Source organism: Microbacterium salitolerans (genome assembly GCF_019720895.1).
In the GTDB taxonomy this organism is placed as follows: domain Bacteria; phylum Actinomycetota; class Actinomycetes; order Actinomycetales; family Microbacteriaceae; genus Microbacterium.
Map to the genome: position 1 here is coordinate 30,751 of NZ_JAHKSH010000003.1, position 21,984 is coordinate 52,734.

The following is a 21,984-nucleotide window of genomic DNA, read 5'->3' on the forward strand; positions in this document are numbered from 1 at the left end:
TCGTTGACTTGACCGGCGTCGCGACTCATCGCTGTTATCGTTCTGCTGGACGGGCCTCGGCGGGTGCCGGTTTGGGGATGGCGAGGCTGACGGCTCCGGCTGCGGCAATGAGGATCATCATGGCGAAGAACACTGTTTGGTAGCCACCCCCGGTGGTGGGGAGTGTTGCGAGGGCGGCCAGTCCGATGGCTCCACCGAATTGCTTGCCGGTGTTCATCACTCCGGAGGCGGCCCCGGCATCCGCTGGTTCCACGCCGCTGGTCACGGCAGTAGCGAGGGGCGTGTTGAGCAGACCGCCGCCGATCCCGATGAGCAACGTTGGAGCCAGCAGCAGGGGCAGGCTGGTGCTGGCCATGGCGGCAGCCTGCGCGCCGAAGCCGAAGGCGGCGATCAGCGTGCCCGCCGCCGCGACTGCTCGCACCGAGTAGCGGCGTAGCAGCGCGGGAGCCGCCCAGGTGCTCACCGCGAGCATCGTCACCGTCAACGGCAGGAATGCCAGCCCCGTTGTCGCCGCCGAGTAGCTGTGCTCACGTTGCAGGATGAACGTGAGGAAGTACCAGATGGCTACCTGGAAGCACGCCCCGGCCAGCAGTGTCGCACCGTTGCCCGCCATGACTGCCCGGTTCCGCCACAACCGCAAGGGCACGAGCGGGCTCCGCGCTCTGCGCTGCTGAAAGATCAGCGCCAGCAGGAGGACGAGTCCGATGATTGCGGCAGTCACGGCCATGTTGATGGGTGCTCCGGGTTCCAGGCTGGAAACCGCCAGTGCTGCGGCGGTGAAGACCCCGGTGACGAACACCGCACCCAGGAAATCGACGCTCCCGCGAGGCTCGCCGCTGAGCCGCCTCCTGAGCGCGTAAGCGCCCACTGCGGTGATGACGCCGATGGGAAGATTGATGAGCAGCACGGCCCGCCAGGTGACGTACTCGGTCAACACGCCGCTGAGGACGTTCCCAAGGCCGCCACCGGCCAGGCTCGCGCCCGTCCAGATCGCCACCGCGCGTACCCGCTGCGGCCCCTCTGGAAAGGTTACGGTCAGCAGCGTGAACGTCGCCGGGGATGCCGCCGCTGCGCATACTCCCTGCACGGCGCGAGCAGCGATCAGCACCGTGCCGTCAGGAGCGAGGCCGCCCACGACGCTCACAACCGTGAACAGCGCTACGCTCCACGCGAGTACTCGGGCAGCACCGAACGCATCCGCCAGTCTCGCCCCGGCCAGCAGGAACCCGGCGAACCCGACGGTGTACGCCAACGCCACCCACGCCGTGCCTGTCTCGTTCAAGCCCAGTTCGGTGCGGGTCGAAGGCAGGGCGACGTTCATCACCGAAGCGTCGAGGACGACGAGCACCTGCGTCACGCAGGCCACCCAGAGAACGATCTTCCGCACGGGCACCTCCCCACTTGATACGTTCGTATCATGATACGATTGTATCAGCGGCAAGTGAGAGACGGAGGAATGAACGAACCAGACAGAATCGACCAGATCGTCAGTGCGGTGGAGCGGATCGTCTCGCGTGACGGCGTGCAAACGGTCTCGATGCGGGCCGTCGCCGCCGAAGCCGGGGTATCTCTGCGGCTGGTGCAGTACTACGGCAAGACCAAGCAGGACCTGCTCACCACGGCACTGCACCGCCTGTCCGAGCGCAGCGTGCAGCACTGGCAAGACTCGCTCGCTTCCTCGGGCGACTCTCCCCGTCACGCGCTCGAAGCGTTCCTCGTGGCCGCACTGCCGCTCGACGAGGAACGCCGGGCATTCCACCGCTTCGGTGTCTCGCTGGAGCAACTCGCCATCACCGAAACGCACGGCATCCGCGTCATCTACCAAGAGCACCTGAGCCAACTCGCCGCCGTGATCGCCCCGTACATTCACGCCACTACCCGCGATGCCGATATCGACCTGGCCTACGAGTTGCTGGCGTTCGCGCACGGTCTGGGGAGCCTCGTCATGACCGGCACCCTCACCGACGCCCAAGCGCACTCACTCATCGCCGGATACCTCGACCGCATTCACGCTTAGTATTTCCGTCGCGCACGACTCAACGAGAGTCCCACGTCACCGAGCCCAGCGCTCTGCTTTCCATTCTGACCCTGCTGGCGTGCCCGATGAGCCACGCCAGGAGCCCGCCATTTCCCCCACACGTCTGGCACTAAGAGTGCGGGCCGCGCGCTGCGCGCGCACCTGACCCCCAAGACCGCCCCTCCTGCGACGGTCTCGGGGAGGGGCCGTCGTGGTGATGACCATCCGGGTCATGTCGTCCGGCAAGGGCTACGAATACCTGCTGAAATCGGTCGTCGTCGGTGACGGCGACCGCGAGATGAGCAGCCCGCTGACCCGGTACTACACCGAGACCGGGAACCCGCCCGGAACGTGGGTCGGCACCGGCCTGATGAGCCTCGACGACGGACGCACGCCAGCATTAGCCGAGGGTGACACCGTGACCGAGGAACACCTGGCCCGACTGCTCGGTGACGGCATCCACCCCGTCACCGGCGAGAAGCTCGGCAAGAGGTTCCCCTCGCTGCAACCCCCACGCGAGCGGATTGCGGTCCGCGTTGCACGACTCGACCCCGACTTGAGAGGCGAGGCACGGGCAGCGGCTGCGCAGCGCATCCGTGAGGAAGAGGTTGCGAAGATGCCGCGCACCGCCGTTGCAGGGTTCGACTTGACGTTCTCACCGCCGAAGTCGGTCAGCGCGATCTGGGGCGTGGCCGACGCGGGCACGCAAACGCTGATTGCGCGGGCACATCACGCCGCGATGCGAGACACGATCGCGTTGCTGGAAGATCGCGTTGCCGCAACCCGCGTCGGCGCGGGCGGTGTAGCGCAGATGCCGATCGTGGGGGTGATCGCCACGGCATTCGACCACTACGACTCCCGCGCCGCCGACCCGCAACTACATACCCATGTGGTCATGTCGAACAAGGTGCAGGGCGAGGACGGACGCTGGCGCACGCTCGACTCGCGCCGACTACACATGGCCGCTGTCGCTCTCTCGGAGTCGTACAACGCCTTTGTCACCGACCACACCGCACGTCTGCTCGGGGTGACGTGGGTGCCTGTCGACCGGGGCAAAGACCGCAATACCGGGTGGGAGATCGAGGGTGTTCCGGCGGCGTTGATCGCGGAGTTCTCCCGACGCACCACCGGAGGCAGCGACGGCGGGGAGGGCATTGAGCAGGTCAAGAACCAGCTGATCGAGCAGTACATCGCCGAGCACGGGCGGCAACCCTCGGCGGCGACGATTGCGAAGCTCCGACAGCAGGCGACCTTGGAGACCCGGCCCGAGAAAGAACTGCACTCGCTGGCCGACCTCACCGCCGACTGGCGGGCGCGTGCCGAGGTCGTGCTCGGGGGGACGCACCCACTTGGGCGCAGTATCTGATCGACCAGGCTGCGACCGAAGCCCGGCTCCGCGCAGACGATCTCAGACTGGAGCAGATCGAGGATCTCGCCGCAGTGGTGCTGATGGAGGTAGCGAACCGGCGCGCAACCTGGGGGCGATGGAACTTGCACGCGGAGACGATGCGGCAGATCATGGGCGTCCGTTTCGCCACCACCGATGACCGTATCCGGGTGCTCGATCAGATCGTCGCGCACGCCGAAGCCGAATCGCTCCGGCTCACCCCGGACTACGACCGCGCCGTACCCGCCCATTACGTTGACGGCGAGGCCAACACGTTCCAACCGGTCGATCAGATCGCCTACTCCAGCCAAGACATTCTTGACGCCGAACAGCGCATACTCGACCACAGCCAGCGCACCGGCGGGCCAGCGCTGACGGCGCGGCTCGTCGGACGTCACACCTCACGCAAGATCGAGGGCGTCCGGCTTGACCCCGACCAGGCCGTTGCCATCACCCGCATCGCCCGCTCCGGGCTGACCCTCGATCTACTTGTCGGCCCTGCTGGGTCTGGGAAAACCACGGCACTGCGTGCCCTGCATCGGGCCTGGACCGCGGCGTACGCGCGTAACTCGGTGATTGGTCTCGCACCCTCGGCGGCTGCCGCCGAGGTACTCGGCGACTCTCTCGGCGTGCGGGCAGAGAACACCGCGAAGTTCCTCTACGAGCACCACCACGGACGCTGGAACCTCCAAGCGGGGCAACTCGTGCTCGTAGACGAGTCCGCCCTCGCCGGAACTCTCGCGCTCGATCGCATCACCGCGCACGCCGCCGGGGCCGGAGCCAAGGTCGTGCTCATCGGCGACGGGGCGCAGCTGAACGCAGTCGAAACCGGGGGTGCGTTCGGGATGCTCGTCCGCCACCGCGATCAGGTTCCCGAACTCACCCATGTGCGCCGCTTCGCCAACGAATGGGAGAAGACCGCCAGCCTCGGCCTGCGACACGGAAACACGGATGCGCTCGACGAGTACCAGGAACGCGGGAGACTTCTCGACGGTGACCCCGAGACGATGCTCGATGCGATCTACGAGGCATGGCGCAGCGACCGCGACGACGGCCTGCGCACACTGATGATCGCGGGCACCGGCGAGATGGTCGCCCAACTCAACGAACGTGCCCGCGCCGATCTGATCGAAGCCGGGCGCGTCGAGGCTGACGGTCTGCGTCTGCACGATGGCACCATCGCAGGCGTTGGCGATCTCGTCGTCACCCGCCTGAACGACCGCCGACTGTCCACCGGCAAAGCGTGGGTCAAGAACGGCGACCGCTGGCAAGTCACCCGCCGCTACGACGACGGTTCCCTTGCCGTGCGCCGGTTGGGGCGCGGCGACCAGCCGCACGGCACGGCACTCGTGCTGCCTGCGAAGTACGTGCATGAAGGACTCGAACTCGGCTACGCCTCCACTGCTCACCGCGCACAAGGAGCCAGCGTTGACACCGCGCACGCGCTCGTCGATCCGGAACTCTCGTCGCGGGAGTTGTTCTACGTGGCGATGACGCGCGGTAGGCACCGCAACCACGCCTATGTGATCGTGCCCGACCCGCACGAGGTCGAGGCGCATCTTCACCAGCCCGTGCCGCTGACTCTGACAGACCGGCTCGCCAAGGTGCTCGCGCGCAGCGACGCCGACCTCTCCGCCACCGAAACCCTGATGTTCGAGGTAGACCGTCACGCCTCGCTGTCCACGCTGCTGGCCGAGTACGACGTGCTCGCCCGCGAAGCGCAGATCGACCGCTGGGCGGCACTACTTAATGTTGCGCCGTTCCCCGAGAACGTGGCCGATGACGTGTTCACAAGCCCCTACTACGAGCACTTGGAGAGCGCACTCGCACGTCACGAGGCAGCCGGCCATCTTGCAGCGGTCGCACTCACTGCACTCGCGCCGAGGATCATGCCGGGCGATGACCAGGCCGACCCCGCCGCGCAGTTGGCCGACATGGTCGACCAAGCCACTCAGAAGCTCCGACCCGGCAAGCGAACCAGGGCACGAGTCGCTGGACTCATCCCGGTGCCTGCCGCGCCGATCGCAGACGACATGCAGACCGCGCTCGCTCAGCGGCAGGTACTCATCGAGGCTGCCACGCGTCGCGCGCTGCGTAGCGCGGTTGACGCTGGCGAGGGCTGGGCCAAGCAGCTCGGTCCGATTCCCAGGGAGCGGCGCGCGCGAACCACGTGGGTCGCGCACGCCAGTACCATCGCCCTGTACCGGCACCGCTACGAGATCACCGGCCGGGCGCCTCTGGGCAACCCGAACAGGATCACCAAGGCCGCGCAGGCAGCGGAGCACCGCACCGCATCCGCCGCGCTCCGTCGAGTACAGTCCATCGGGGAGCTGATCTCCGAGGGCCGACCCGAGGTCGTGCCGCGGGTCGATCGAGCACGGCGCCTGTGAAGGTTGGCGGGGCGGAGCCATCGACGAGAAGCGCAACCGAGCACTTCATATGCCGGCGATGAACTTACTCTCTGCGGCCAGCCAGAGCCTCCCTGTAGCGCCTCACCGTCAGGGCTGTAGCGTCTTCTCTGAACGAGGCGCTTGGGCGCGCGGACGGACCGATTCCACGCACCACCGGCTGAACATGTTGCGCAGAGAATAGGTCAATCGACGAGGTAGTGCACTTCGGCGTATGCGACGGTGGAGTCGTATGGCTCGCCGACTGGCTTCAACCGGTACTTTCGAAACACCGCTGCGGCTGCCCGACGAAGAGCCCTTCCTCGTGCCTCGGCATTGTCATACCGAGCTGCGAGTGTGTGCCTGACCACCTGGTCGATCTCCTCGGCCAGTCTTCGCTCGGTGACGGACAGCCCCTTCGGCGGGTGATCAGCGATAATGCGCGACAAGACACCGACGTGGTCATCGTCGACGACAACAACTTCATCCGGCTTCTTCTGAGCGTCGACCACAGTCTGGGCGATCTTCAAGGCTTCGGTCAGGAACTCCAGCGCGTCGGAGGCGCCCTGGATGATGCGTTCACGCAGGTCCCGCAACCACTCTGCGAGCGCCACGTACTTCACTGAATGCTCGTCGACTCCTTCGTCGAGGGCTGCCTTGACACGGTCGAGGATCTCCTTCGCAGTCGGCCGCTTCTCGTCTACCTCATCAACCTCATCGGGTTTTTTCACTAAGTCCATCAGGTTCCGTAGTACACGAAGACCTTGTGCGTCCAGAGTCAGCGACTCCTCCTGGGAGGCAGCGACCTCGAAGGAGTGGACGTTGGCGTTGATGATGTCGAGCACCATCGGTCCACGTTCGGCGAGTCGCTCCTTGCGCTCCGTTTCCGTCGCCTTCTTGAAGAGCGTCATGTAGACGGAGCCGAAGAGAGCGAACGAGTCCCGGTAGCGGTCGACTCGCTTGTCGGTGGAGATATACGGGAAGAGCCGCGACAGCATGAGGTAGTCGTGCTTGAACGTCTCGGCCGCTGCATCGTCGGCCTCAAGGAAGGTAGAGATGGTCCGCACCGAGTCGTACGAGTTGCTGTTGATGTTGAGACCATCGGCGTCGGCAAGGAGATCCTCTATGCGCGCGAACGTCTCGCGGAACTCGGCGACGAGATCATCGTAATCGTCGATGAATAGGCGGCCCGCGGGCGACTGACCCTTCGACGTCGGGTCTATGACGGCGGTTTGTACCTCATTCGCCAGGCCGATGTGATCCACCACGGCGCCGCGCGGCTTCACGTAGCCGCTGACCGGGGAGACCCAGGTTCGGTTGGGTCGGGTGATCGTCTGGAAGAGCGTGTGAGCCTTCAACGGCTTATCGAGGTACAGGACGCCTTCGTTCGGGGCATCGAATCCCGTCATCAACTTCGCGGTGACCACCAGGAACGACAGCGGGCTCTCCGGTGCAAGGAAACGACGCTTCTGGTTCTCCTCCTGCACCTCACTCAGTCGGTAAGGACGCATAGCAGGGTCTTCGTCCTTGGCGTCCGAGACCGAGATGTTGACCTCGGCGGAGATCGCCTCGTGGCGCGGCTTGCCGTCCTTGCCGAGGACGTTCTTCAAGACCTGCTTGACCTCGTAGCCGCTCTGTGTTCGCGACATGTTCGTGAGACAGAGGAAGTACTACTGCTTAGTGGTCAGGCGAGGAAAGCCCTTCGTGCGGACCAGGTGCTCGTCCAGTTCTCTCCACACCCAACCCGGCGGCGCGCTGAAGATGTCGTCCAGGCTGATCGCAGTCCGCTGAGGCACGTGACGCCAGAGCGCCGGCAACCAAAAGGTCGAGAACTCGACACCACAGTGGTCGCTCCGGGCGGCGGTGAGTCGAAGCCGAAGGCGACCTCCGTATGCGTCCCTCGGGGAGTCATACTCCACGCCGCCTTTGGCGAGTTAGCGGGTCGTCTCGCGATGCAGCTCACGGATCAGGTCGCCGACGTGTTTGCTGCCGAGGTCGAGCGCTGCCGCACTCGATGAGATGTACACACTCGTGTAGTTGTTCAGCGAGTGCACAGTGAAAGCGGGACCTGTTGTGCCGGTGGGTACTTCGGACCTGCTGCTCATGTTCCGATATCGTCCCACATCGAGTGTCCCACTTTGAGGAAGTCGGCTACTCGATCGGAGACGTCGCGGTCCTGCTGTCGCAGCCTTGTGATCGGCTGCCCCTGTTGCGTTCCCGCGCTGACCACAGACCCGCCCCGCAACGACTGCCAGTCCATCGGTGAGAGTCCAGTGTTCGCTTGGATCACGACGTCAGTCCCTCATCTGCGTCCGCATCGTCATCCGAAGTCCCTCATTTGCGTCCGCATCGTCATCCGAAGTCCCTCATCTGCGTCCGCATCGTCATCCGATGCACGTCGAAGCGCCGACAGCCCGCGACCACGTTCTCGCCATTGCGGGGCGATTCAGATAACGCCTACTTGGCTCTCCGTCAGCGGTGCTCTAGTTCGTCTCCTAGGGTTTGTGGCAGTCCCGACGTGTCGAACTGCCGTGACCGATATCATCCAGTGTGGGAGATACGCTGGCGGGGTTTGCGATCATTCTGGCTGTTATCGCTACGGGGTACGTGATCGGCCGCACTAGTCTCATTGGTTCGCATGGCGCCGTCGTCTTGTCGAAATTGACCTTCACGGTCTTCACACCCTGCTTGCTCATCACGGTGCTGTCGGCGGCAGATGTACGCGTGCTGTTCTCAGCGGCGTTACTGACGTCGGCTGCAGCTGCAATCATCTGCGCGGCGCTCTTCGCAGTCATCGCGCGGACGCTTCTGCGACGCAGCATCAGCGAGACGGTAATCGGCGCACTGTCGTCCAGCTACGTGAACGGTGGGTATCTCGGGCTCGCGCTGGCTGTTTACATCTTGGGGGACGCAGCATACTCCGCTCCCATTGTTCTGCTCCAGGTCCTAGTCCTCGCCCCGATCGCGTTGACCATTCTCGACATCGTGGCAAGTGGGGAAGCGCGGCTCGGACGGATCCTGTTGCAGCCGGTAACTAATCCGATCGTAATCGCATCGGCAGTCGGCGTTCTCATTGCTCTGAGCGGGCTCGAGATCCCGCCTGCCGTGATGGAACCGTTTGAGCTCGTTGGTGCCGCGGCAGTGCCCTCCGTGTTGATCGGATTCGGAATCTCCTTGTGTGGGCGACGCGTGCTCGCGCCGGAAACGAACCGACGAGACGTTATTCTCGCGTCCGCGATCAAGCTCGTCGTGATGCCTTTCGTGGCGTGGGCGATTGGTTCAGTGCTCTCTCTTCCACCCGATGTGCTCCGTGCAGTGGTCGTGATGGCGGCGCTCCCGGTTGCTCAGAACGTTCTCAACTATGCCCAGCGTTATGACGCATCAGTCGTACTCGCGCGCGACACGATCTTCATCACTACGCTTGGCTCAATCCCAATCCTGGTACTTTCGTCGGTCTTGCAATGACGCAACCTACTGCGGACACCCGCTACCTGTTGACGCGCATTGCTGGAAACGATGGCGAGCTCGAGAAGGTGTCGACGCTGCGAGACGGAGAGCGTCGGTTGCTTCCCGTGTAGCCGGCCCTTCGCGATCCCCTGAAGGGTGCGCATGCCGATCAGGTCCGCTTCGAACTCCGCCACCATCCCGATCACGTTGAAGAATAGGTGACCGACAGGGCCGGTCGGGTCATAGAGGCTGCCGCCAAAAGACTGAGCGAGGCGCCCTTACGTGTGAGTTCGTCAGCGATGTGGCGGGCGTCGGAATGGAACCGGGCGAGCCGGTCAAGTTTGGTGACGATGAGGGTGTCCCCTTTGCGCACGGCGGCCAATGCTTCTCGCAGGCCCGGCCGCGCTCGGTTGGTGAATCGTCCTGGGTTCGGTGGAGTCGCCTGAGCTTGGGAACGAGGATGGGCGCATGCCGATGGAGCAAAGTGCGGGGGAGCCGACGACGAGGCGGTGCTCCGATCAGGAGAAGGCTGCCGCGTTCGCGGTCGTACGCCACCGTGCCTCCCAAGACTATGCAGACCGCATGAGGAGCGCTCCGGAGCCTCCGCGCGATCAGCCGACTCGACCCCGCGCCCACCGGTCCCACAGCCCATCCTCCAACTCGCTCGTGACATCACCCGCGCCTCCGGATCAATCCTTCCGGAACGGTGCATCGACCGGTTGAGACCGCCATCACTTCCGGCGGGGTGGTTGTTGCGACTTGCTAACACGGGCGCTGCAGGGCGCACGTTGGTATTGTCGGTCGCATGCGCGCGAGTATTCTCCTGCATTTTCATCCTGATTGGCCGTACCGCGGCGCGGCTGTGATTGAGGCGATGGTATCGAGCGGTCGATATCTCTCGCAGTTCCGAACGGGCACGTCGAACGGTGGCCTCACTGCCCATCGGGGTGGGGACCGTTGGATTTGGGAAAGTCGTCTATTCAACGGCCGCTACGACTCTGCGCCCGCTGACGCCCGCCCCGTCTACGGCGCACTGGACCTCGGTGACGCGTACGGCTCTGCCACGCGTTTCGGTTCGGCGTTTGTTCGTCTCCGCCCGGGACTATCGGAAATGGCGACCTACTGCTATCCGGATTCGGTATTCGAGCCCGAGAGAATCGCGCGCATCGAGGAAGTGCCTACCTTGGTGGAGAGAATGCTGTCCGAGGAAAAGGATCCGTTGGATAGGTATGTCGAAGCGCATGTCCATGGGGGCGTCGATTTCGCGACTGACGTGGAAGCGATCGTTCTCGATCCTTGCTATCAAGACACGTTCGTCCACGCCGCCGCATCCCTCCTCTCTGAGGTCGAGTTCCATCCCGGTTTCAGCGTCGAGACCGGGGACCTCGACTCCGCCTACCGCGGCGCGGAATACTCGGATCTGGCCGCGACCTTGGCTGGGACGCTTGAGCCCGACATTCTGGGTTCCGCGGCACGCTCCGGGCGACATGACCTGCAATCGCTCAAGAGGGTCTGGCACCTCCTAGCAAGATATGGTCGACGGGCGGACCCCATCGACATAAGCCAAGCTCTTGCCACGTCACACCGGTTAGAGCAGCTGAAAAAGACAATGATGAAGGACCCTACGCCGTAAAAATCGTCATCGGCTAGGAGGTCCGGGTCAGTGACCCGAGTTCACCGCGAATCGGTGGGCCAACGAGATGATGGCTCGCGCTCACAAGCGCAGGATACGTGCCGTGGTGTCATCGGCGGGATAGAAGGACTCGATACGCAGTTCGTCGACGGTGATGTCGAGTGCGGACTCGACGGCTGCGGACATGCTGAAGAAGCGCAAGGGCTGGCCCGCGATCTCAAGCTCGAGCGCAATGACGACATCCGTGGCCGCCGGTCGCCCCACGTCATCGCCAGGGTAGGCTGCCGCCTCCTCGGCCAGGCGAAGAAGGCGGTCGTCGCCGGTGCGATCGGCACGAGCGCGCACCTGACCGATGAGATGGGTTCGCCATTGGTCAAGGTTGCGGATCCGCGGCGCGAGCCCCTCCGGGTGCAGCGACAGGCGCACGGCGTTGACCGGGGGCTCGAGCAGGTGCGGTGCGCATCCCTCGAGCAGTACATCGGTCGCGCTATTGCGATCGACGATGTCCCACCAGCGGTCGAGCACCAGTGCGGGGTAGGGCGCATGGGCGTCGAGGATTCTCCGGAACGCGGAGCTCACCGAGCGAAGTTCCGGCGCGTTCATCGCTCGCTCTGGATGCGCCGGCGCAAACCCTGCAGTGAGAAGGAGCTGGTTGCGCTCGCGGAGCGGTATGTCGAGGTGCGTCGAGAGCCGATCGACCATCTCTCGGGTGGGCTTCGACCTGCCGGTCTCGACGAAGCTGAGGTGCCGGGTGGAGACGTCTGCGCGGGCGGAGAGCTCGAGCTGGCTGAGGCGTCTCCGCTCACGCCAGCCACGCAACAGGGCCCCGAAGTCGCCGGCGTGGATCACGGTCATGACTCTCGACCCTAGCTAGCGGCACTGACTGGCCCGATTACCTCTGAGGTAATCGACACGACTATCTGTCCGCGCCCACCATGGTTCCACCGCGGCACTTCCGCTGCGGCCGATACCGAAAGGCCTCGACATGACCACCATCGCCGACCGTTATTTGCAGACTTGGAACGCCTCGGAGACGAACGCACGTGATCGCCTCCTCTCCGAGCATTGGACGGAAGCCGCCACGTACACGGACCCTATGGTCGATGTCGCGGGACGAGACCAGATCTCGGCCACGATTGGTGCCGTGCGAGAGCAGTTCCCGGGGTTCGAGTTCACGCTCATAGGCCAACCCGACGCACATCACAACTTCACCCGCTTTCAGTGGGGGCTTGGCCCCACTGGCGCCGAGCCGATCGTGATCGGCTTCGACATCGTCGTCAGCGACGAGCAGGACCGCATCCAACAGGTCATCGGATTCCTCGACAAGGTGCCGGCGTAACCCTCATGGCCGCGCTCACGGAACCCTGACAGGTTCCGTGAGCGCGGCCGACTTCGGAAGTGCTAGCCACTCTGCGCCAGCTCGCACAAGGCCGTTCCAGGGGCGCTGCATCAGTGGCCCTCCGTAATGGCTTGGACCTCCCACGACGACCGATCCGCCGACTTCTGGATGGGCTCGAGCGTTACAACCGGGACCCGTGCCACCTCGGCAAGTCCGCATCGATCGCTCAACAACGGTCCAGGTCATTACGCCCGGCGCCCCAGCGCTGGGCGAGGAGAGTCAGTCAACGATCTCGTCTGTCAGTAGTCTCGCGACGACGGGGGCGAGTGCGAGCCCCAATGCGTGATGCTGATCCGCATCGAGATGCACACCGTCTTGTGTGCTGCTGGTGGTTACAGTATTCGAGTCGAAGAAGGCGCAGCCGGCGTCTTCGCTGACCTGGCGAATCGCTTGTGCGAGGCCTCGGGATGCCACGTCCCCGCCCTCGAACTTTGGGCCGATCGGCCCTCGAGGGTTATCCAGCTGTGGTGGCGCAATGACGAGAATCGGCGGGACCGGTATTCCGGGCTCGACTGGCGCTGTTCGGATTGCGTTGATGAGTGCTGCAATGCCAGTCGCGGAGTGCCAGGGCTTGTTCTGGTGCATGGACTGGAAGTCGTTGGTGCCGAGTAGGAGAATCACGAGGTCGAGTGGCGATTGTGCTTCGATGACCTGCTGGATCCCGCTGAGCGCGTTCCGTCCAGGCTTGAACGGGTCGTCGAAGGCTGTACGACGCCCGTTGAGACAGTCTTCCGTCAGCCTAATACGGCCGTGGTCCTCGGCGGTGTTGAGTGCGGCGTGCAGAACTCCAGGCCAGCGCCCTTCGAAGGCGAGTCGCTGCCGAGTCGTCGGGACTATGCCCCAGGTCAGTGAGTCTGAGTAGACAAGGATGTGCTTTGTCATTGGCATGTGGATCCTTTACTTTTCTGTTGCCTTGCAGTCGTTCTCGTTGTGGTGCTCGATCGGCGGTACGCAGGCGGAACGGGCGAACGCTCGCCGTCATTTTCTTGCCACTTCTGGTTCATGTCTTCACGGCTCGGGAAGGAGGATCGTGGCGAGGCTCACTCGTCGTCGCCCGTCCTCTCGTTCCGTCATATAGGGGGCGAGTAACTCGCCAAGGCCAGCCTGGATCGTGGCGAGATCCTTCGTGCTCACGTAGAGGAGCGTTCGGGCGAATCCGACGAGTTCGCGAGTTTGGGGCGAGTCTGCACCGAGGAAGCGGTCGAAGTCACCTGTGACGTCTCCGAGGAAGGTGAGGAACGCGGATCGGAGCTGAGCGCTGCTCATCGCGGACAGCTCGGCATGGTCGATGGCGGCCATTCGGTCCCCCAGTGCCAAGGTTCGCTCGATGGCGCCTCGGGATCGGCGCTCATCGACCACCGCGATGACTTCGGCGTCGAGCAACGCGCCGACGTGGCGATAGAGCGTGGCCTGCGGGATATCGGGGAGAGCCTCGCGCAACTGCGCGGTCGTTCGGTTGCGCCCGCCGAGCTGCTGGATGATTCGCAGCCGGACAGGGTGCAACACGACGTCCGCCAGAGCCGGTTTGTCGGTCACCTTGACTCCTCATCATTCTCATGCTGATAATGTTATCAGTTCGATTTCATTCTAACGATCGAGGAGAGCACGATGACGAACGTCACATGCGACCGAACGGGAGTGCTCGTGCAGTTCCCTGGCTGGGAGGCGGCGATGACGGGACGCCCACAACTGCTGATTCCCCGGTCGGTGATCCGGGATGTGTCAACCGAACAGGGGTGGACCTCAGAGATGCTCGGTGTGAGATCCGGTCTCGTCGTCTCCCGCTACCGCAAGCTGGGGACGTTCCGTCACCCCTCAGGAGTGCGTCGCCTGGTGTCGATGAAGCGTGGGCACCCGCTGCTGCGGATCACCGTAGACCGGGCCGCAACGGGGTTCGACGAGGTCCTTCTGAGTACCGACGATGCAGAGTCGATTGCGGCGGAACTCCGCTCGGGCGTGCGTCCATGAGTGCGGCGATCGAGGCCAAGGGTCTCTCCAAGCGGTTCGGGGAGGTCGTCGCGTTGGAGGATGTCTCTTTGCGCGTCGACTTCGGTCGGGTTGTCGGCCTCCTCGGCCCCAACGGGGCGGGCAAATCCACGCTGATGCGTGCACTGTTCGGCTTGATCCGCCCAGACGCCGGCGAGGCGCAAATCGCCGGCGTGTCTTACGCAAATCTGGTCGCGCCTACCAGAACGGTCGGCGCTGTGCTGGACATCGCCTCGGCGCATCCGCGGATGACGGCGCGCGCTCACCTTCGCACCTACGCCGCACTCGGGGGGATCGACCGGTCTCGAGTCGACGCCGTGTTGTCGCTCGTGGAGGCAGAGTCGTACGCCGATCGCCGGATCGGCACATTCTCCACCGGTATGCGCCAGCGCCTCGCGCTGGCTACTGCAATGCTCGGAGACCCCGACATCCTTGTACTGGATGAGCCATCGAACGGCCTCGACCCGAGCGGAATCGCCTGGCTCCGGAGGTTCCTGCGCAGTTTCGCAGATGCCGGTGGGGCGGTATTGCTCTCCAGTCATGTGCTCCATGAGATCGAGCACACGATCGACGACATCATCCTCATCGATCACGGCCGCACACTTTGGGTAGGTGCCCTTGAGCAACTCGTGACGCAAGACACGCCGCTCGAGGATGCTTTCCTGCGCCTCACGCAGAAAGGAATCGTCTCGTGAATGCTATCCACGGGGAAGTCGCGCGCCTGCGCGCCACCGGCCTGCCGCTGTGGTCGGCACTCATCGCGCTCGCGTGCGGAGGCGGTATGACCCTTCTCCTCGCGCTCACCGGACCGCAGAATGCCCAACCTCCCATGCCCGATATCGACACGCCTGAGGGTGTGGGGTTCGTGCTCGGGATCGGCACCGTGCTCCTCTTCGTTCCCGCGCTGATCGGGACGATCGCGATCACGAGCGAGTTCCGGCACCGCACGATCGGGACGACGTTCCTCGCCGTACCTCGGCGGGGACGAGTGCTCACGGCCAAACTCGCCGTTTACACGGTGCTGGGCATCGTCTACGGAATAATCGTCTCGCTAGCGGCCCTGCTCGCCCTGATCAGCGCCGCCTGGATGCGCCGTCTACCGCTGGGTATAGACCCTGTGGATCTGACGCCAGCTCTCATCCAACTCGCTCTCGCCGCTGCCGTCTACATGTTGCTCGGCGTAGGAATCGGCGCGTTGGCACGTTCGCCGCTGGTCGCGGTCGGAATCGTGCTCGGCTACTTCATGTTCGTCGAGTACATCCTGATGCTGATTCCCGGCGTCAATGCTGTCTACCCGCTCCTGCCCGGAGGTGCAACGGCGTCACTGACGAGCTTCGATTTCCTCACCGACGCGATCGCGAGCCAAACCGCGCTGACACCGGCGACGATGGCCTCACCCGTGCTTGGCGCCTATATCCTCGTGGCGTACGCAGCCGCGGCGGTGACTCTCGCTGTCCTCGTCCCTCTCCGGCGGGACCTGAGGTGAACATACCAGCGGCTCGGTCGGCCGCGGGTATTAAGACCTGCACATCGCTCAGCTGTCAGGATCGGGTTCGCGTTGAATCAGCCCGTGCTTCCCGTCGTCCCGCGTGACGCGAGAGTCCGCTATGCGACCGGCTCGTCTTCTGCGCGTCGGCGAATCACACATGTGAGGACGGCCGGGTCGGAATGGGCAACGCGAAAGCGCCTTGGGTGGCGGTCATGCGCTTGCCCGCTCAGGCGAAGTCGGGAAGATGAGGTCGGCGAGAAGCGCAGATCCAGATGATGAGGGCGAAGAGTCCGAACCCAGTTGCCAGGGCAAATGGTGCTTCCAGCCCGAAGATGGAACCGGAAGCCCCGCCGGCCAGGGCGCCGATGGCACCGGCGCCGAGGACGACCGTCCGTGACGCAGCGATGACACGGCCGAGAAGATTCTCCGGCGTCAACCGATGGCGCAATGAGACGTTCGCAACGTTGAAGATTCCGAATCCCGCGCTGGTGACCAGCACGACGGCCACGGCGACCCAGATCGACGATGCGATGAGAAGAAGAGCCGGAGTGACTGCGGCGGCAGCAATAGCGCCGACGATCACTGTGCGGTGTCGGAGCCATCGGATGAGGTGTTCCGCAAGCAGTGAGCCGAGCAGTCCGCCTGCGGCGCCGACCGCGAGCAAGGCACCGAAGGCGGTGGGGCCAAGCCCGAGACGGTTCTCGGCGTAGATGACGAAGATCGCGAACCAGGCGCTGTCTGCGAGCGCGACCATTGCCCCGACCATCACGAGCGAGCGGAGGGTGCGGTGTGTGAACAACCATCGCAGACCCTTCACAACTCCTGCGCTGGCGCTCTCTAGGGAAGGCTGTGGTGTAGCCCGCAGGCTCAGCGTCGGCAGACCGAGGATGAGCAGGATCGCGAACACCGACGCGGCACTGTTGGCGAGAAAAGGCAGCACTGCACCTGCGGCGAACAGCAGACCGCCGACCAGAGGGCCGACGAACTCGTTCGCGACGAGCTCACCCGCCACCAACCGACCGTTCGCGCGCTCCAGCAGAGGGGTCGGTACCAGTCGCGGGACGACGCTCTGCGCGGTGGTGTCCCTCACCGTCTCCCCGACTCCGAGAAGGAAGGCGCTGACAGCGAGTACCCCGATACTGGCCATGTCGAAGGCGAACGTGATGACCAAAGCGCTCAAAACAGCGACCCTGAGGGCATCGGCACCCACGAGAAGACGGCGCGCGTTGTAGCGGTCTGCCCACGCTCCGGCGACCAATCCTGTGACCAGCCAGGGAAGTGCAGCCGCAGCCGCCACTGCGGCGACCAGTAAGGCATCGTCAGTGAGCGATGCCGCCACCAACGGGAACGCCGCCACCCGGATCCCGTCGCCGAGATTGACTGCCACGGTCGCCATCCAAAAGCGCCAATATTGCCGCCCCAAGGTCATTCCACCCACCGCCTCCGCTCTCGGAGTTAGCACTCTACATGGTCGAGTGCTAACTCCGAGGCGCGACGACGCTGATGCGGGCTTCGCCCGCACTTCTGGAAATGACGTCCGGAATATGTAACTATGATAGTTCTCCATTCAATCGAGCCCACGCTGAAGGAAGGTCTGATGCTGACGCTGTCGAATGCGCGGGTGGTGGAGTTGCGTAGATACCAGCTCAGGTCCCCGGCTCACGTCGATGTGTTGCATGACCTCTTCGAGCGGCACCTGATTGCTGGGCAGTCGGCAGCGGGGATACAAGTTGGTCGGCTCTATCGCGACGTTGACGCTCCTGAGATGTTCGTCTGGTGGCGCGGTTTTGTCGGTATGCCTGCTCGTCGAACTGCACTCGCGGATTTCTACGACGGGCCCGTCTGGAAGGAGCATCGCGACGTCGCTAACGAGACCATGATAGATAGCGATGATGTGCTGCTTCTGCGGTGGGCCGCTCAATCTCCATCTGTGGAAATTGGCGGGCGCGACAACGAATACCCTGCAGCGGCAACCGGGATTATCCGGCACCTTCCCCAGCGTGACGGCGGAGAGATCGCGACCCGAGTCGCCACCTCGTTAAGAGCTCGTCTGGGCAGCCGGGCGTCCATCCTCTTGACCGAATGCAGTGTCAACGACTTCCCGCGACTTCCCGTTCGACCCGAGCCAACTTTGGTTTGGCACGCGCCCTTCCCCACCGCGCACCAGCGTGACGACGCAGTAGCAGCGCTGTCAGCCGACGCCGAATGGATCGATCTGATCTCAGATGCATGCGGTGACGTCGAGACTGACATCGAACTTCTCCGCCTCGCAACCATTTCCCATTAATGATCCGCCGACTAGTGACGGAGCAGCATGTTCTCGCCGCAACTCATCGAAGGCCTCGCGAAGCGCACGGTCGGGTTCCGGTTTCTTGGCGGGAGGGTAGGCTCAGACGCCTTCGAAGACACAAGAATCGTCGCGCGATACCGGTGGCACTAGATTTTTGCCCGGAGAGTCACATCGGGGCAGTCCCTCTCCGTCAACGACGAGCCGACCTGGGAACGAACTGGACAATGACGTGGATGCAGGCCCGCCAACTGTCGGCAGGACGCGGTGATGGCCGCGAATAGTCACTTCTCAATCGCTGTCCACGCACTCTGTTGGATCGAACTCGCTGCCCGTCGGGGCGAGCGACCTCTGACTTCGGAACGAATCGCCGAGAGCTTGGCGAGCAACCCAGTGCTGGTTCGACGGCTACTCGCACCTCTGAGGGGCGCTGGCATAGTGGAAAGCGGACGCGGTCCTGGCTCGGGCTGGACGATCACGAGACCGACCGACGACATACGACTCTCAGATGTGCGACAAGCGTTGGCGGCAGATCCGCTGTTCGCCATGCATCCGCACGAGCCGAAGCAGACGTGCCCAGTGGGCTACGGCATACGTCCAGTGCTTGCTTCCGTGTACAAGGACGTAGAAGCCGTTGTCGACCTTGAGCTGAGTCGACGCACAGTGAGCGACGTTCTCGGGTTGATCCTTGCCGCCCATCCGTTGCCGGAACAGTCTACGTGACCTCCGTCATCTCAACACCGAAGAGCTTCGAGACTACGGCGCTTCCATTTCACGGTGAATGTCAGAGCGCGTTTCTCGTGTGCGTCCAGACGGTCATCCGATGCACGTCGAACCGCTGACAGATCGAGACCACGCTCTCGCCGTTCGCGCGTACAGTTCGGATAGCTTCCACTTGCCTCTCGGTCAGGGGTGTTCTAGCTCGTCTCCTAGGGTTCGCGACGACTCCCTGCTGGTCGTCGGTGGCAGCGTGCGGCTCGTGAACGATACGAAGTTTCGCGTGGTTCCACGCGGAACTCAGCCGCTCGAACCGCTGCCAGGTGTTCGGTTTGAGTCCACCCGCGTCCACTCGTTCGAACGGCCGGATCCGCATCATGTGGATCCGGCCGTTTCGCGGTTGCCGTGAACTTCTGCGACGGCGCCGCCCGCTCACCGCGCCGCGTCGACCGCCAGGGTGGCGACCTGATCCGCGCGGAAGTGGTCATCGCCCGTGATCGTGATCACGGCGTCGTCGATGAAGAGGAGCAGCTGTCCATGCGCGCCGTGCAGGCGCCAGGCGTCGCCTGGCCCGCGCCAGCCGCCCATCGAGTAGCCCTCGTATCCGGGGCCGTCGCCCGTCGCGACCCAGTCGGCGTGCATCCTGTCGATCCACTCGGCGGCCACGAGGCGCTCCCCGTCAGAGGTGCCGCGGTCGCGGATGAGCACCCCGAGCCGGGCGAGCTCCGACGTGGTGAGGGAGATGCCGTCCCCGCCGCGCACATATCCGAGTGGGCAGCGCTTCCAGACGACGTCCTCGATCCCGAGCGGTGCGAACAGTCGCGGGTGCAGCCAATCCATGACATCTCCCACTCGGGCGGCCAGCGCGCGCATCGCCACGTACGTGCTCGCATTCGCATACTGGAACACCCGGCCGCGGCTGGTGCCGCCCAGGAAGGCGTGCGCGACGTCCCGGTGGTCCTCGAACATCGTCGGCGTCCACGGGAAATCCACTCCGCCCGTCATCGTGAGCAGATGTCGCGTCGTGATCGACTCCACGCCGTCTCCGGCTCGCAGATCCGTGAGGATCCGCACGACCGGCTCGTCCGGATCCAGCACGCCCTCATCGCGCGCGATCCCGACGGCGAGCACCGCGATCCCCTTCGCGAGCGAGTGGATCTCCTCGCGGGTCTCGAGGGTCCAGCGATGCGACGCGGTCTGGTCGCCGGCGCGCACGTGCACCCCGTGGGCGACGAAGCCGACCTCATCGATCCCGCGTGTGACCGTGTCGAGGATGCTCTGCGCGCGCGTCATGGGACCAATCTGCCGGAAGAAGCCGTGCGCCGGCCAGGTGGGCCGGCCCGAGGTGTGGTGACAGCCGCGGATTCGACAGAGAGACATCCGACCAATCGCTAGACTGACACGCATGGCCGTCACCGACGAGGCGATTCTCAAGATCAAGGACATGATCGTGTCGGGCGACCTGTCGCCCGGCAGTCGCCTCCCCCCGGAGAAGGAGCTCAGCGAGCGACTGGGGCTGTCGCGCAGCTCGCTGCGGGAGGCCGTCAAGGCGCTCGAGGTGATCCGCGTGCTCGACGTGCGCCGAGGGGACGGCACGTACGTGACGAGCCTGCAGTCTGATCTCCTGCTCGAGGCGATGAGCTTCGTCGTCGATCTGCACCAGGACGACTCGATCCTCGAGATCCTCGCCGTCCGCCGGATCCTGGAGCCGAAGGCCGTCGCCCTCGCGAGCGCGCGCATCACCGGCGAGCAGCTCGCGGAGATCGCGGGCCTGCTGGACGACATCGCGAACGACACCGACATCGAGCATCTCGTCGCGCACGACGTCGACTTCCATGCGCGCATCGCGGCCGCGTCAGGGAACTCCTACCTCACGCATCTCATCGAGTCGCTCTCCAGCCACACGGTCCGCGCTCGCGTGTGGCGCGGGATCACCGAGGGCGGATCCGTCGCGCGCACGATCGACGAGCATCGCGCGATCCTGCGGGCCCTGCAGATGGGCGACGGCGAGCTCGCCGAGGCGCTCATGATCGCGCATGTCTCGGGCGTCGAGCACTGGCTGCGCGAGGCGCGCTGACATGAGGGTCGCCCTGCACTCCGAGCTCCGCGACGGTGCGGTCGATGAGTACGTCGAGCGGCATGCGCGCATCCCCGACGACCTCGTCGCGACGTTCGTGCGCCTCGGGATCCACGACTGGACCATCTGGCGGTCCGGCACGCGCCTGTTCCATCTCGTCGAGTGCGACGACTGGGACGCCGCGCGGCACGCCCTGGTCGCCGACCCCGCCGACCGCGCGTGGCAGGCCGACATCGGGCGGTTCGTCGAGGTCTTCCGCGACGCGGACGGGGACGAGGGGACCGCTCCGCTCGCACAGGTCTGGGATCTGCGCGCCCAGCGCGCGGACGACGCCCGATGACCGTCCTCGACGCGCACGCGCACGTGTGGGACCCGCGCGCGATCCCCGTCGACTGGATCGCGGGGACCGCTCTCGACGGGCCGCGTCTGCCGGATCAGCTCGACGGCGCCGACGAGTGGATCTTCGTCGAGGCCGACGTGCGCGCGACGCCGCAGGAGGAGGTCGCCTGGGTCGAGCAGCTCGACTGGCCGGGGCTCGTCGGCATCGTCGCCGACGTCGCCCTCGACGCCGAAGACGTCCGCGACACGATCGTCGATCTCGTCCGCAGGCCCCTCGTCCGCGGCGCACGGCACCTGCTGCAGGGGCTGCCCGGCGAGGCGATCGACACCCGCGCGATGCGGCGCGGTCTCGCCGAGCTCGCGGACGCGGGCCTCGCCTTCGACGCGTGCGTCCGGTGGACTCAGCTCGACGCGCTGACGGCGCTCGCGCGCGCCGTTCCCGACGCGCGGATCGTCCTCGACCACTGCGGCAAGCCGCCCGTCGAGCGGGGGATCGTCTCCGGGGGCGGTCGTGCGTGGCGGGAGGCGCTGCGGCGGCTCGCGGAGCTGCCGCACGTGTCGGTCAAGCTGTCGGGCCTCCGCTCCGAGGCCGAGACAGCCGCGGCGTTCGACGCCCACGCGCCCGACTTCCTCGCGGAGACCCTGGCCGTCTTCGGGCCCGACCGGTGCCTCTACGCGAGCGATTGGCCCGTGAGCACGGGCGCGGACATCGACCTGACGACGCATGCGTGGGTCGACATCGTGCGCGCACAGAGCGGATCCGCGTGGTCGCGGGTCGCGAGAGCGAACGCCCGGGAGATCTACGCCCTCGGCTGAGTC

The 21,984-nt window shown here is 64.9% G+C and carries 21 protein-coding genes and 1 pseudogene; 14 read left to right on the forward strand and 8 right to left on the reverse strand.

Translation table 11 applies throughout. The annotated features are described in order from the left end of the window. Positions 1-34 precede the first annotated feature (34 nt). Entirely contained in the window at positions 35-1,387 is a 1,353-nt protein-coding gene (locus KOL93_RS06705; RefSeq protein ID WP_221584580.1) for an MFS transporter, read from the reverse strand. 69 nt (positions 1,388-1,456) lie between these two features. Here KOL93_RS06705 and KOL93_RS06710 point away from each other — a divergent pair, with 69 nt between their 5' ends. The 3 genes from KOL93_RS06710 (at position 1,457) to KOL93_RS06715 (ending at position 5,794) form a co-directional block, all read left to right on the forward strand. Further along, positions 1,457-2,017, forward strand: coding sequence for a TetR/AcrR family transcriptional regulator (locus KOL93_RS06710; protein WP_221584581.1), 561 nt, complete (start codon positions 1,457-1,459; stop codon positions 2,015-2,017). Positions 2,018-2,234: 217 nt separating this feature from the next. Then, positions 2,235-3,383: a MobF family relaxase gene (mobF, locus tag KOL93_RS16160; RefSeq protein ID WP_260406236.1), complete on the forward strand. Its 1,149-nt coding sequence runs from the start codon at positions 2,235-2,237 to the stop codon at positions 3,381-3,383. Between the two features lie 83 nt (positions 3,384-3,466). Then, positions 3,467-5,794 carry an ATP-dependent DNA helicase gene (locus KOL93_RS06715; protein ID WP_260406238.1) on the forward strand — a complete coding sequence of 776 codons (2,328 nt, stop codon included), beginning with the start codon at positions 3,467-3,469 and terminating at the stop codon, positions 5,792-5,794. A 203-nt stretch (positions 5,795-5,997) separates the two neighbouring features. Here the strand turns inward: KOL93_RS06715 and KOL93_RS06720 are convergent, their stop codons facing one another. Next, positions 5,998-7,440, reverse strand: a complete 1,443-nt coding sequence (locus tag KOL93_RS06720) for a type I restriction enzyme subunit R domain-containing protein (RefSeq protein ID WP_221584582.1) — start codon at positions 7,438-7,440, stop codon at positions 5,998-6,000. A gap of 901 nt (positions 7,441-8,341) precedes the next feature. Between KOL93_RS06720 and KOL93_RS06725 the strand changes: the two genes are divergently transcribed. Then, positions 8,342-9,256 carry an AEC family transporter gene (locus KOL93_RS06725; protein ID WP_221584583.1) on the forward strand — a complete coding sequence of 305 codons (915 nt, stop codon included), beginning with the start codon at positions 8,342-8,344 and terminating at the stop codon, positions 9,254-9,256. Here the strand turns inward: KOL93_RS06725 and KOL93_RS16165 are convergent. Then, positions 9,163-9,653: pseudogene (locus tag KOL93_RS16165) on the reverse strand (recombinase family protein); the annotation flags it as partial. The gene KOL93_RS06725 and the pseudogene KOL93_RS16165 overlap by 94 nt on opposite strands. 390 nt (positions 9,654-10,043) lie before the next feature. Between KOL93_RS16165 and KOL93_RS06735 the strand changes: the two are divergent. Further along, positions 10,044-10,871 carry a DUF3626 domain-containing protein gene (locus KOL93_RS06735; protein WP_221584584.1) on the forward strand — a complete coding sequence of 276 codons (828 nt, stop codon included), beginning with the start codon at positions 10,044-10,046 and terminating at the stop codon, positions 10,869-10,871. A gap of 81 nt (positions 10,872-10,952) precedes the next feature. Here the strand turns inward: KOL93_RS06735 and KOL93_RS06740 are convergent, their stop codons facing one another. After that, on the reverse strand, positions 10,953-11,726 hold the full coding sequence (locus KOL93_RS06740; protein ID WP_221584585.1) for a helix-turn-helix domain-containing protein: 774 nt from the start codon (positions 11,724-11,726) through the stop codon (positions 10,953-10,955). Positions 11,727-11,856: 130 nt separating this feature from the next. Here KOL93_RS06740 and KOL93_RS06745 point away from each other — a divergent pair, with 130 nt between their 5' ends. Next, positions 11,857-12,210 carry a nuclear transport factor 2 family protein gene (locus KOL93_RS06745; RefSeq protein ID WP_221584586.1) on the forward strand — a complete coding sequence of 118 codons (354 nt, stop codon included), beginning with the start codon at positions 11,857-11,859 and terminating at the stop codon, positions 12,208-12,210. Between the two features lie 279 nt (positions 12,211-12,489). On the opposite strand, the gene KOL93_RS06750 is transcribed toward KOL93_RS06745, so the two are convergent. Together KOL93_RS06750 and KOL93_RS06755 are read right to left on the reverse strand one after the other, a co-directional pair. Beyond that, a complete protein-coding gene (locus KOL93_RS06750) occupies positions 12,490-13,152 on the reverse strand; it encodes an SGNH/GDSL hydrolase family protein (protein ID WP_221584587.1) in 663 nt (220 codons plus the stop codon). Between the two features lie 126 nt (positions 13,153-13,278). Further along, a complete protein-coding gene (locus KOL93_RS06755; RefSeq protein WP_221584588.1) occupies positions 13,279-13,806 on the reverse strand; it encodes a helix-turn-helix domain-containing protein in 528 nt (175 codons plus the stop codon). Between the two features lie 72 nt (positions 13,807-13,878). Between KOL93_RS06755 and KOL93_RS06760 the strand changes: the two genes are divergently transcribed. The 3 genes from KOL93_RS06760 to KOL93_RS06770 are packed head-to-tail and all read left to right on the forward strand — an operon-like array spanning position 13,879 to position 15,742. Continuing rightward, positions 13,879-14,238, forward strand: coding sequence for a hypothetical protein (locus tag KOL93_RS06760; RefSeq protein WP_221584589.1), 360 nt, complete (start codon positions 13,879-13,881; stop codon positions 14,236-14,238). Then, positions 14,235-14,951, forward strand: a complete 717-nt coding sequence (locus KOL93_RS06765) for an ABC transporter ATP-binding protein (RefSeq protein WP_221584590.1) — start codon at positions 14,235-14,237, stop codon at positions 14,949-14,951. Before KOL93_RS06760 ends, KOL93_RS06765 begins: the two co-directional genes overlap by 4 nt. Continuing rightward, positions 14,948-15,742 carry an ABC transporter permease gene (locus KOL93_RS06770; RefSeq protein WP_221584591.1) on the forward strand — a complete coding sequence of 265 codons (795 nt, stop codon included), beginning with the start codon at positions 14,948-14,950 and terminating at the stop codon, positions 15,740-15,742. The genes KOL93_RS06765 and KOL93_RS06770 overlap by 4 nt, the downstream gene beginning before the upstream one ends. Positions 15,743-15,971: 229 nt before the next feature. Here the strand turns inward: KOL93_RS06770 and KOL93_RS06775 are convergent, their stop codons facing one another. Next, a complete protein-coding gene (locus KOL93_RS06775) occupies positions 15,972-17,312 on the reverse strand; it encodes an MFS transporter (RefSeq protein ID WP_308291567.1) in 1,341 nt (446 codons plus the stop codon). 30 nt (positions 17,313-17,342) lie between these two features. On the opposite strand from KOL93_RS06775, the gene KOL93_RS06780 reads away from it, so the two are divergent. Both KOL93_RS06780 and KOL93_RS16435 read left to right on the forward strand, forming a co-directional pair. Beyond that, complete coding sequence (locus KOL93_RS06780; RefSeq protein WP_221584593.1) at positions 17,343-18,032, forward strand: hypothetical protein; 690 nt, start codon at positions 17,343-17,345, stop codon at positions 18,030-18,032. 270 nt (positions 18,033-18,302) lie between these two features. Further along, the gene (locus tag KOL93_RS16435; RefSeq protein WP_221584594.1) at positions 18,303-18,755 is read left to right on the forward strand and encodes an Rrf2 family transcriptional regulator; all 453 of its coding nucleotides are present in this window, start codon (positions 18,303-18,305) and stop codon (positions 18,753-18,755) included. Between the two features lie 426 nt (positions 18,756-19,181). Here the strand turns inward: KOL93_RS16435 and KOL93_RS06790 are convergent, their stop codons facing one another. Beyond that, positions 19,182-20,042, reverse strand: coding sequence for a serine hydrolase domain-containing protein (locus tag KOL93_RS06790; RefSeq protein WP_221584595.1), 861 nt, complete (start codon positions 20,040-20,042; stop codon positions 19,182-19,184). 112 nt (positions 20,043-20,154) lie between these two features. Here KOL93_RS06790 and KOL93_RS06795 point away from each other — a divergent pair, with 112 nt between their 5' ends. From KOL93_RS06795 to KOL93_RS06805, 3 genes are read left to right on the forward strand one after another with little or no spacing between them, the layout of a single operon-like run. Then, positions 20,155-20,826, forward strand: a complete 672-nt coding sequence (locus tag KOL93_RS06795) for a FadR/GntR family transcriptional regulator (protein WP_221584596.1) — start codon at positions 20,155-20,157, stop codon at positions 20,824-20,826. Between the two features lies 1 nt (position 20,827). After that, a complete protein-coding gene (locus KOL93_RS06800; RefSeq protein WP_221584597.1) occupies positions 20,828-21,166 on the forward strand; it encodes an L-rhamnose mutarotase in 339 nt (112 codons plus the stop codon). Beyond that, entirely contained in the window at positions 21,163-21,981 is an 819-nt protein-coding gene (locus KOL93_RS06805) for an amidohydrolase family protein (RefSeq protein ID WP_221584598.1), read from the forward strand. Before KOL93_RS06800 ends, KOL93_RS06805 begins: the two co-directional genes overlap by 4 nt. The last annotated feature ends 3 nt before the right edge of the window (positions 21,982-21,984 follow it).

Excerpts from the sequence above, each read along its gene's own strand:
- KOL93_RS06710 (WP_221584581.1), top strand. The coding sequence starts at position 1,457 with ATGAACGAACCAGACAGAATCGACCAGATCGTCAGTGCGGTGGAGCGG.
- mobF (WP_260406236.1), top strand. The coding sequence starts at position 2,235 with ATGACCATCCGGGTCATGTCGTCCGGCAAGGGCTACGAATACCTGCTG.
- KOL93_RS06715 (WP_260406238.1), top strand. The coding sequence starts at position 3,467 with ATGGAGGTAGCGAACCGGCGCGCAACCTGGGGGCGATGGAACTTGCAC.
- KOL93_RS06720 (WP_221584582.1), bottom strand. The coding sequence starts at position 7,440 with ATGTCGCGAACACAGAGCGGCTACGAGGTCAAGCAGGTCTTGAAGAAC.
- KOL93_RS06735 (WP_221584584.1), top strand. The coding sequence starts at position 10,044 with ATGCGCGCGAGTATTCTCCTGCATTTTCATCCTGATTGGCCGTACCGC.
- KOL93_RS06740 (WP_221584585.1), bottom strand. The coding sequence starts at position 11,726 with ATGACCGTGATCCACGCCGGCGACTTCGGGGCCCTGTTGCGTGGCTGG.
- KOL93_RS06745 (WP_221584586.1), top strand. The coding sequence starts at position 11,857 with ATGACCACCATCGCCGACCGTTATTTGCAGACTTGGAACGCCTCGGAG.
- KOL93_RS06750 (WP_221584587.1), bottom strand. The coding sequence starts at position 13,152 with ATGACAAAGCACATCCTTGTCTACTCAGACTCACTGACCTGGGGCATA.
- KOL93_RS06760 (WP_221584589.1), top strand. The coding sequence starts at position 13,879 with ATGACGAACGTCACATGCGACCGAACGGGAGTGCTCGTGCAGTTCCCT.
- KOL93_RS06765 (WP_221584590.1), top strand. The coding sequence starts at position 14,235 with ATGAGTGCGGCGATCGAGGCCAAGGGTCTCTCCAAGCGGTTCGGGGAG.
- KOL93_RS06775 (WP_308291567.1), bottom strand. The coding sequence starts at position 17,312 with ATGGAGAACTATCATAGTTACATATTCCGGACGTCATTTCCAGAAGTG.
- KOL93_RS06780 (WP_221584593.1), top strand. The coding sequence starts at position 17,343 with ATGCTGACGCTGTCGAATGCGCGGGTGGTGGAGTTGCGTAGATACCAG.
- KOL93_RS16435 (WP_221584594.1), top strand. The coding sequence starts at position 18,303 with ATGGCCGCGAATAGTCACTTCTCAATCGCTGTCCACGCACTCTGTTGG.
- KOL93_RS06790 (WP_221584595.1), bottom strand. The coding sequence starts at position 20,042 with ATGACGCGCGCGCAGAGCATCCTCGACACGGTCACACGCGGGATCGAT.
- KOL93_RS06795 (WP_221584596.1), top strand. The coding sequence starts at position 20,155 with ATGGCCGTCACCGACGAGGCGATTCTCAAGATCAAGGACATGATCGTG.
- KOL93_RS06800 (WP_221584597.1), top strand. The coding sequence starts at position 20,828 with ATGAGGGTCGCCCTGCACTCCGAGCTCCGCGACGGTGCGGTCGATGAG.
- KOL93_RS06805 (WP_221584598.1), top strand. The coding sequence starts at position 21,163 with ATGACCGTCCTCGACGCGCACGCGCACGTGTGGGACCCGCGCGCGATC.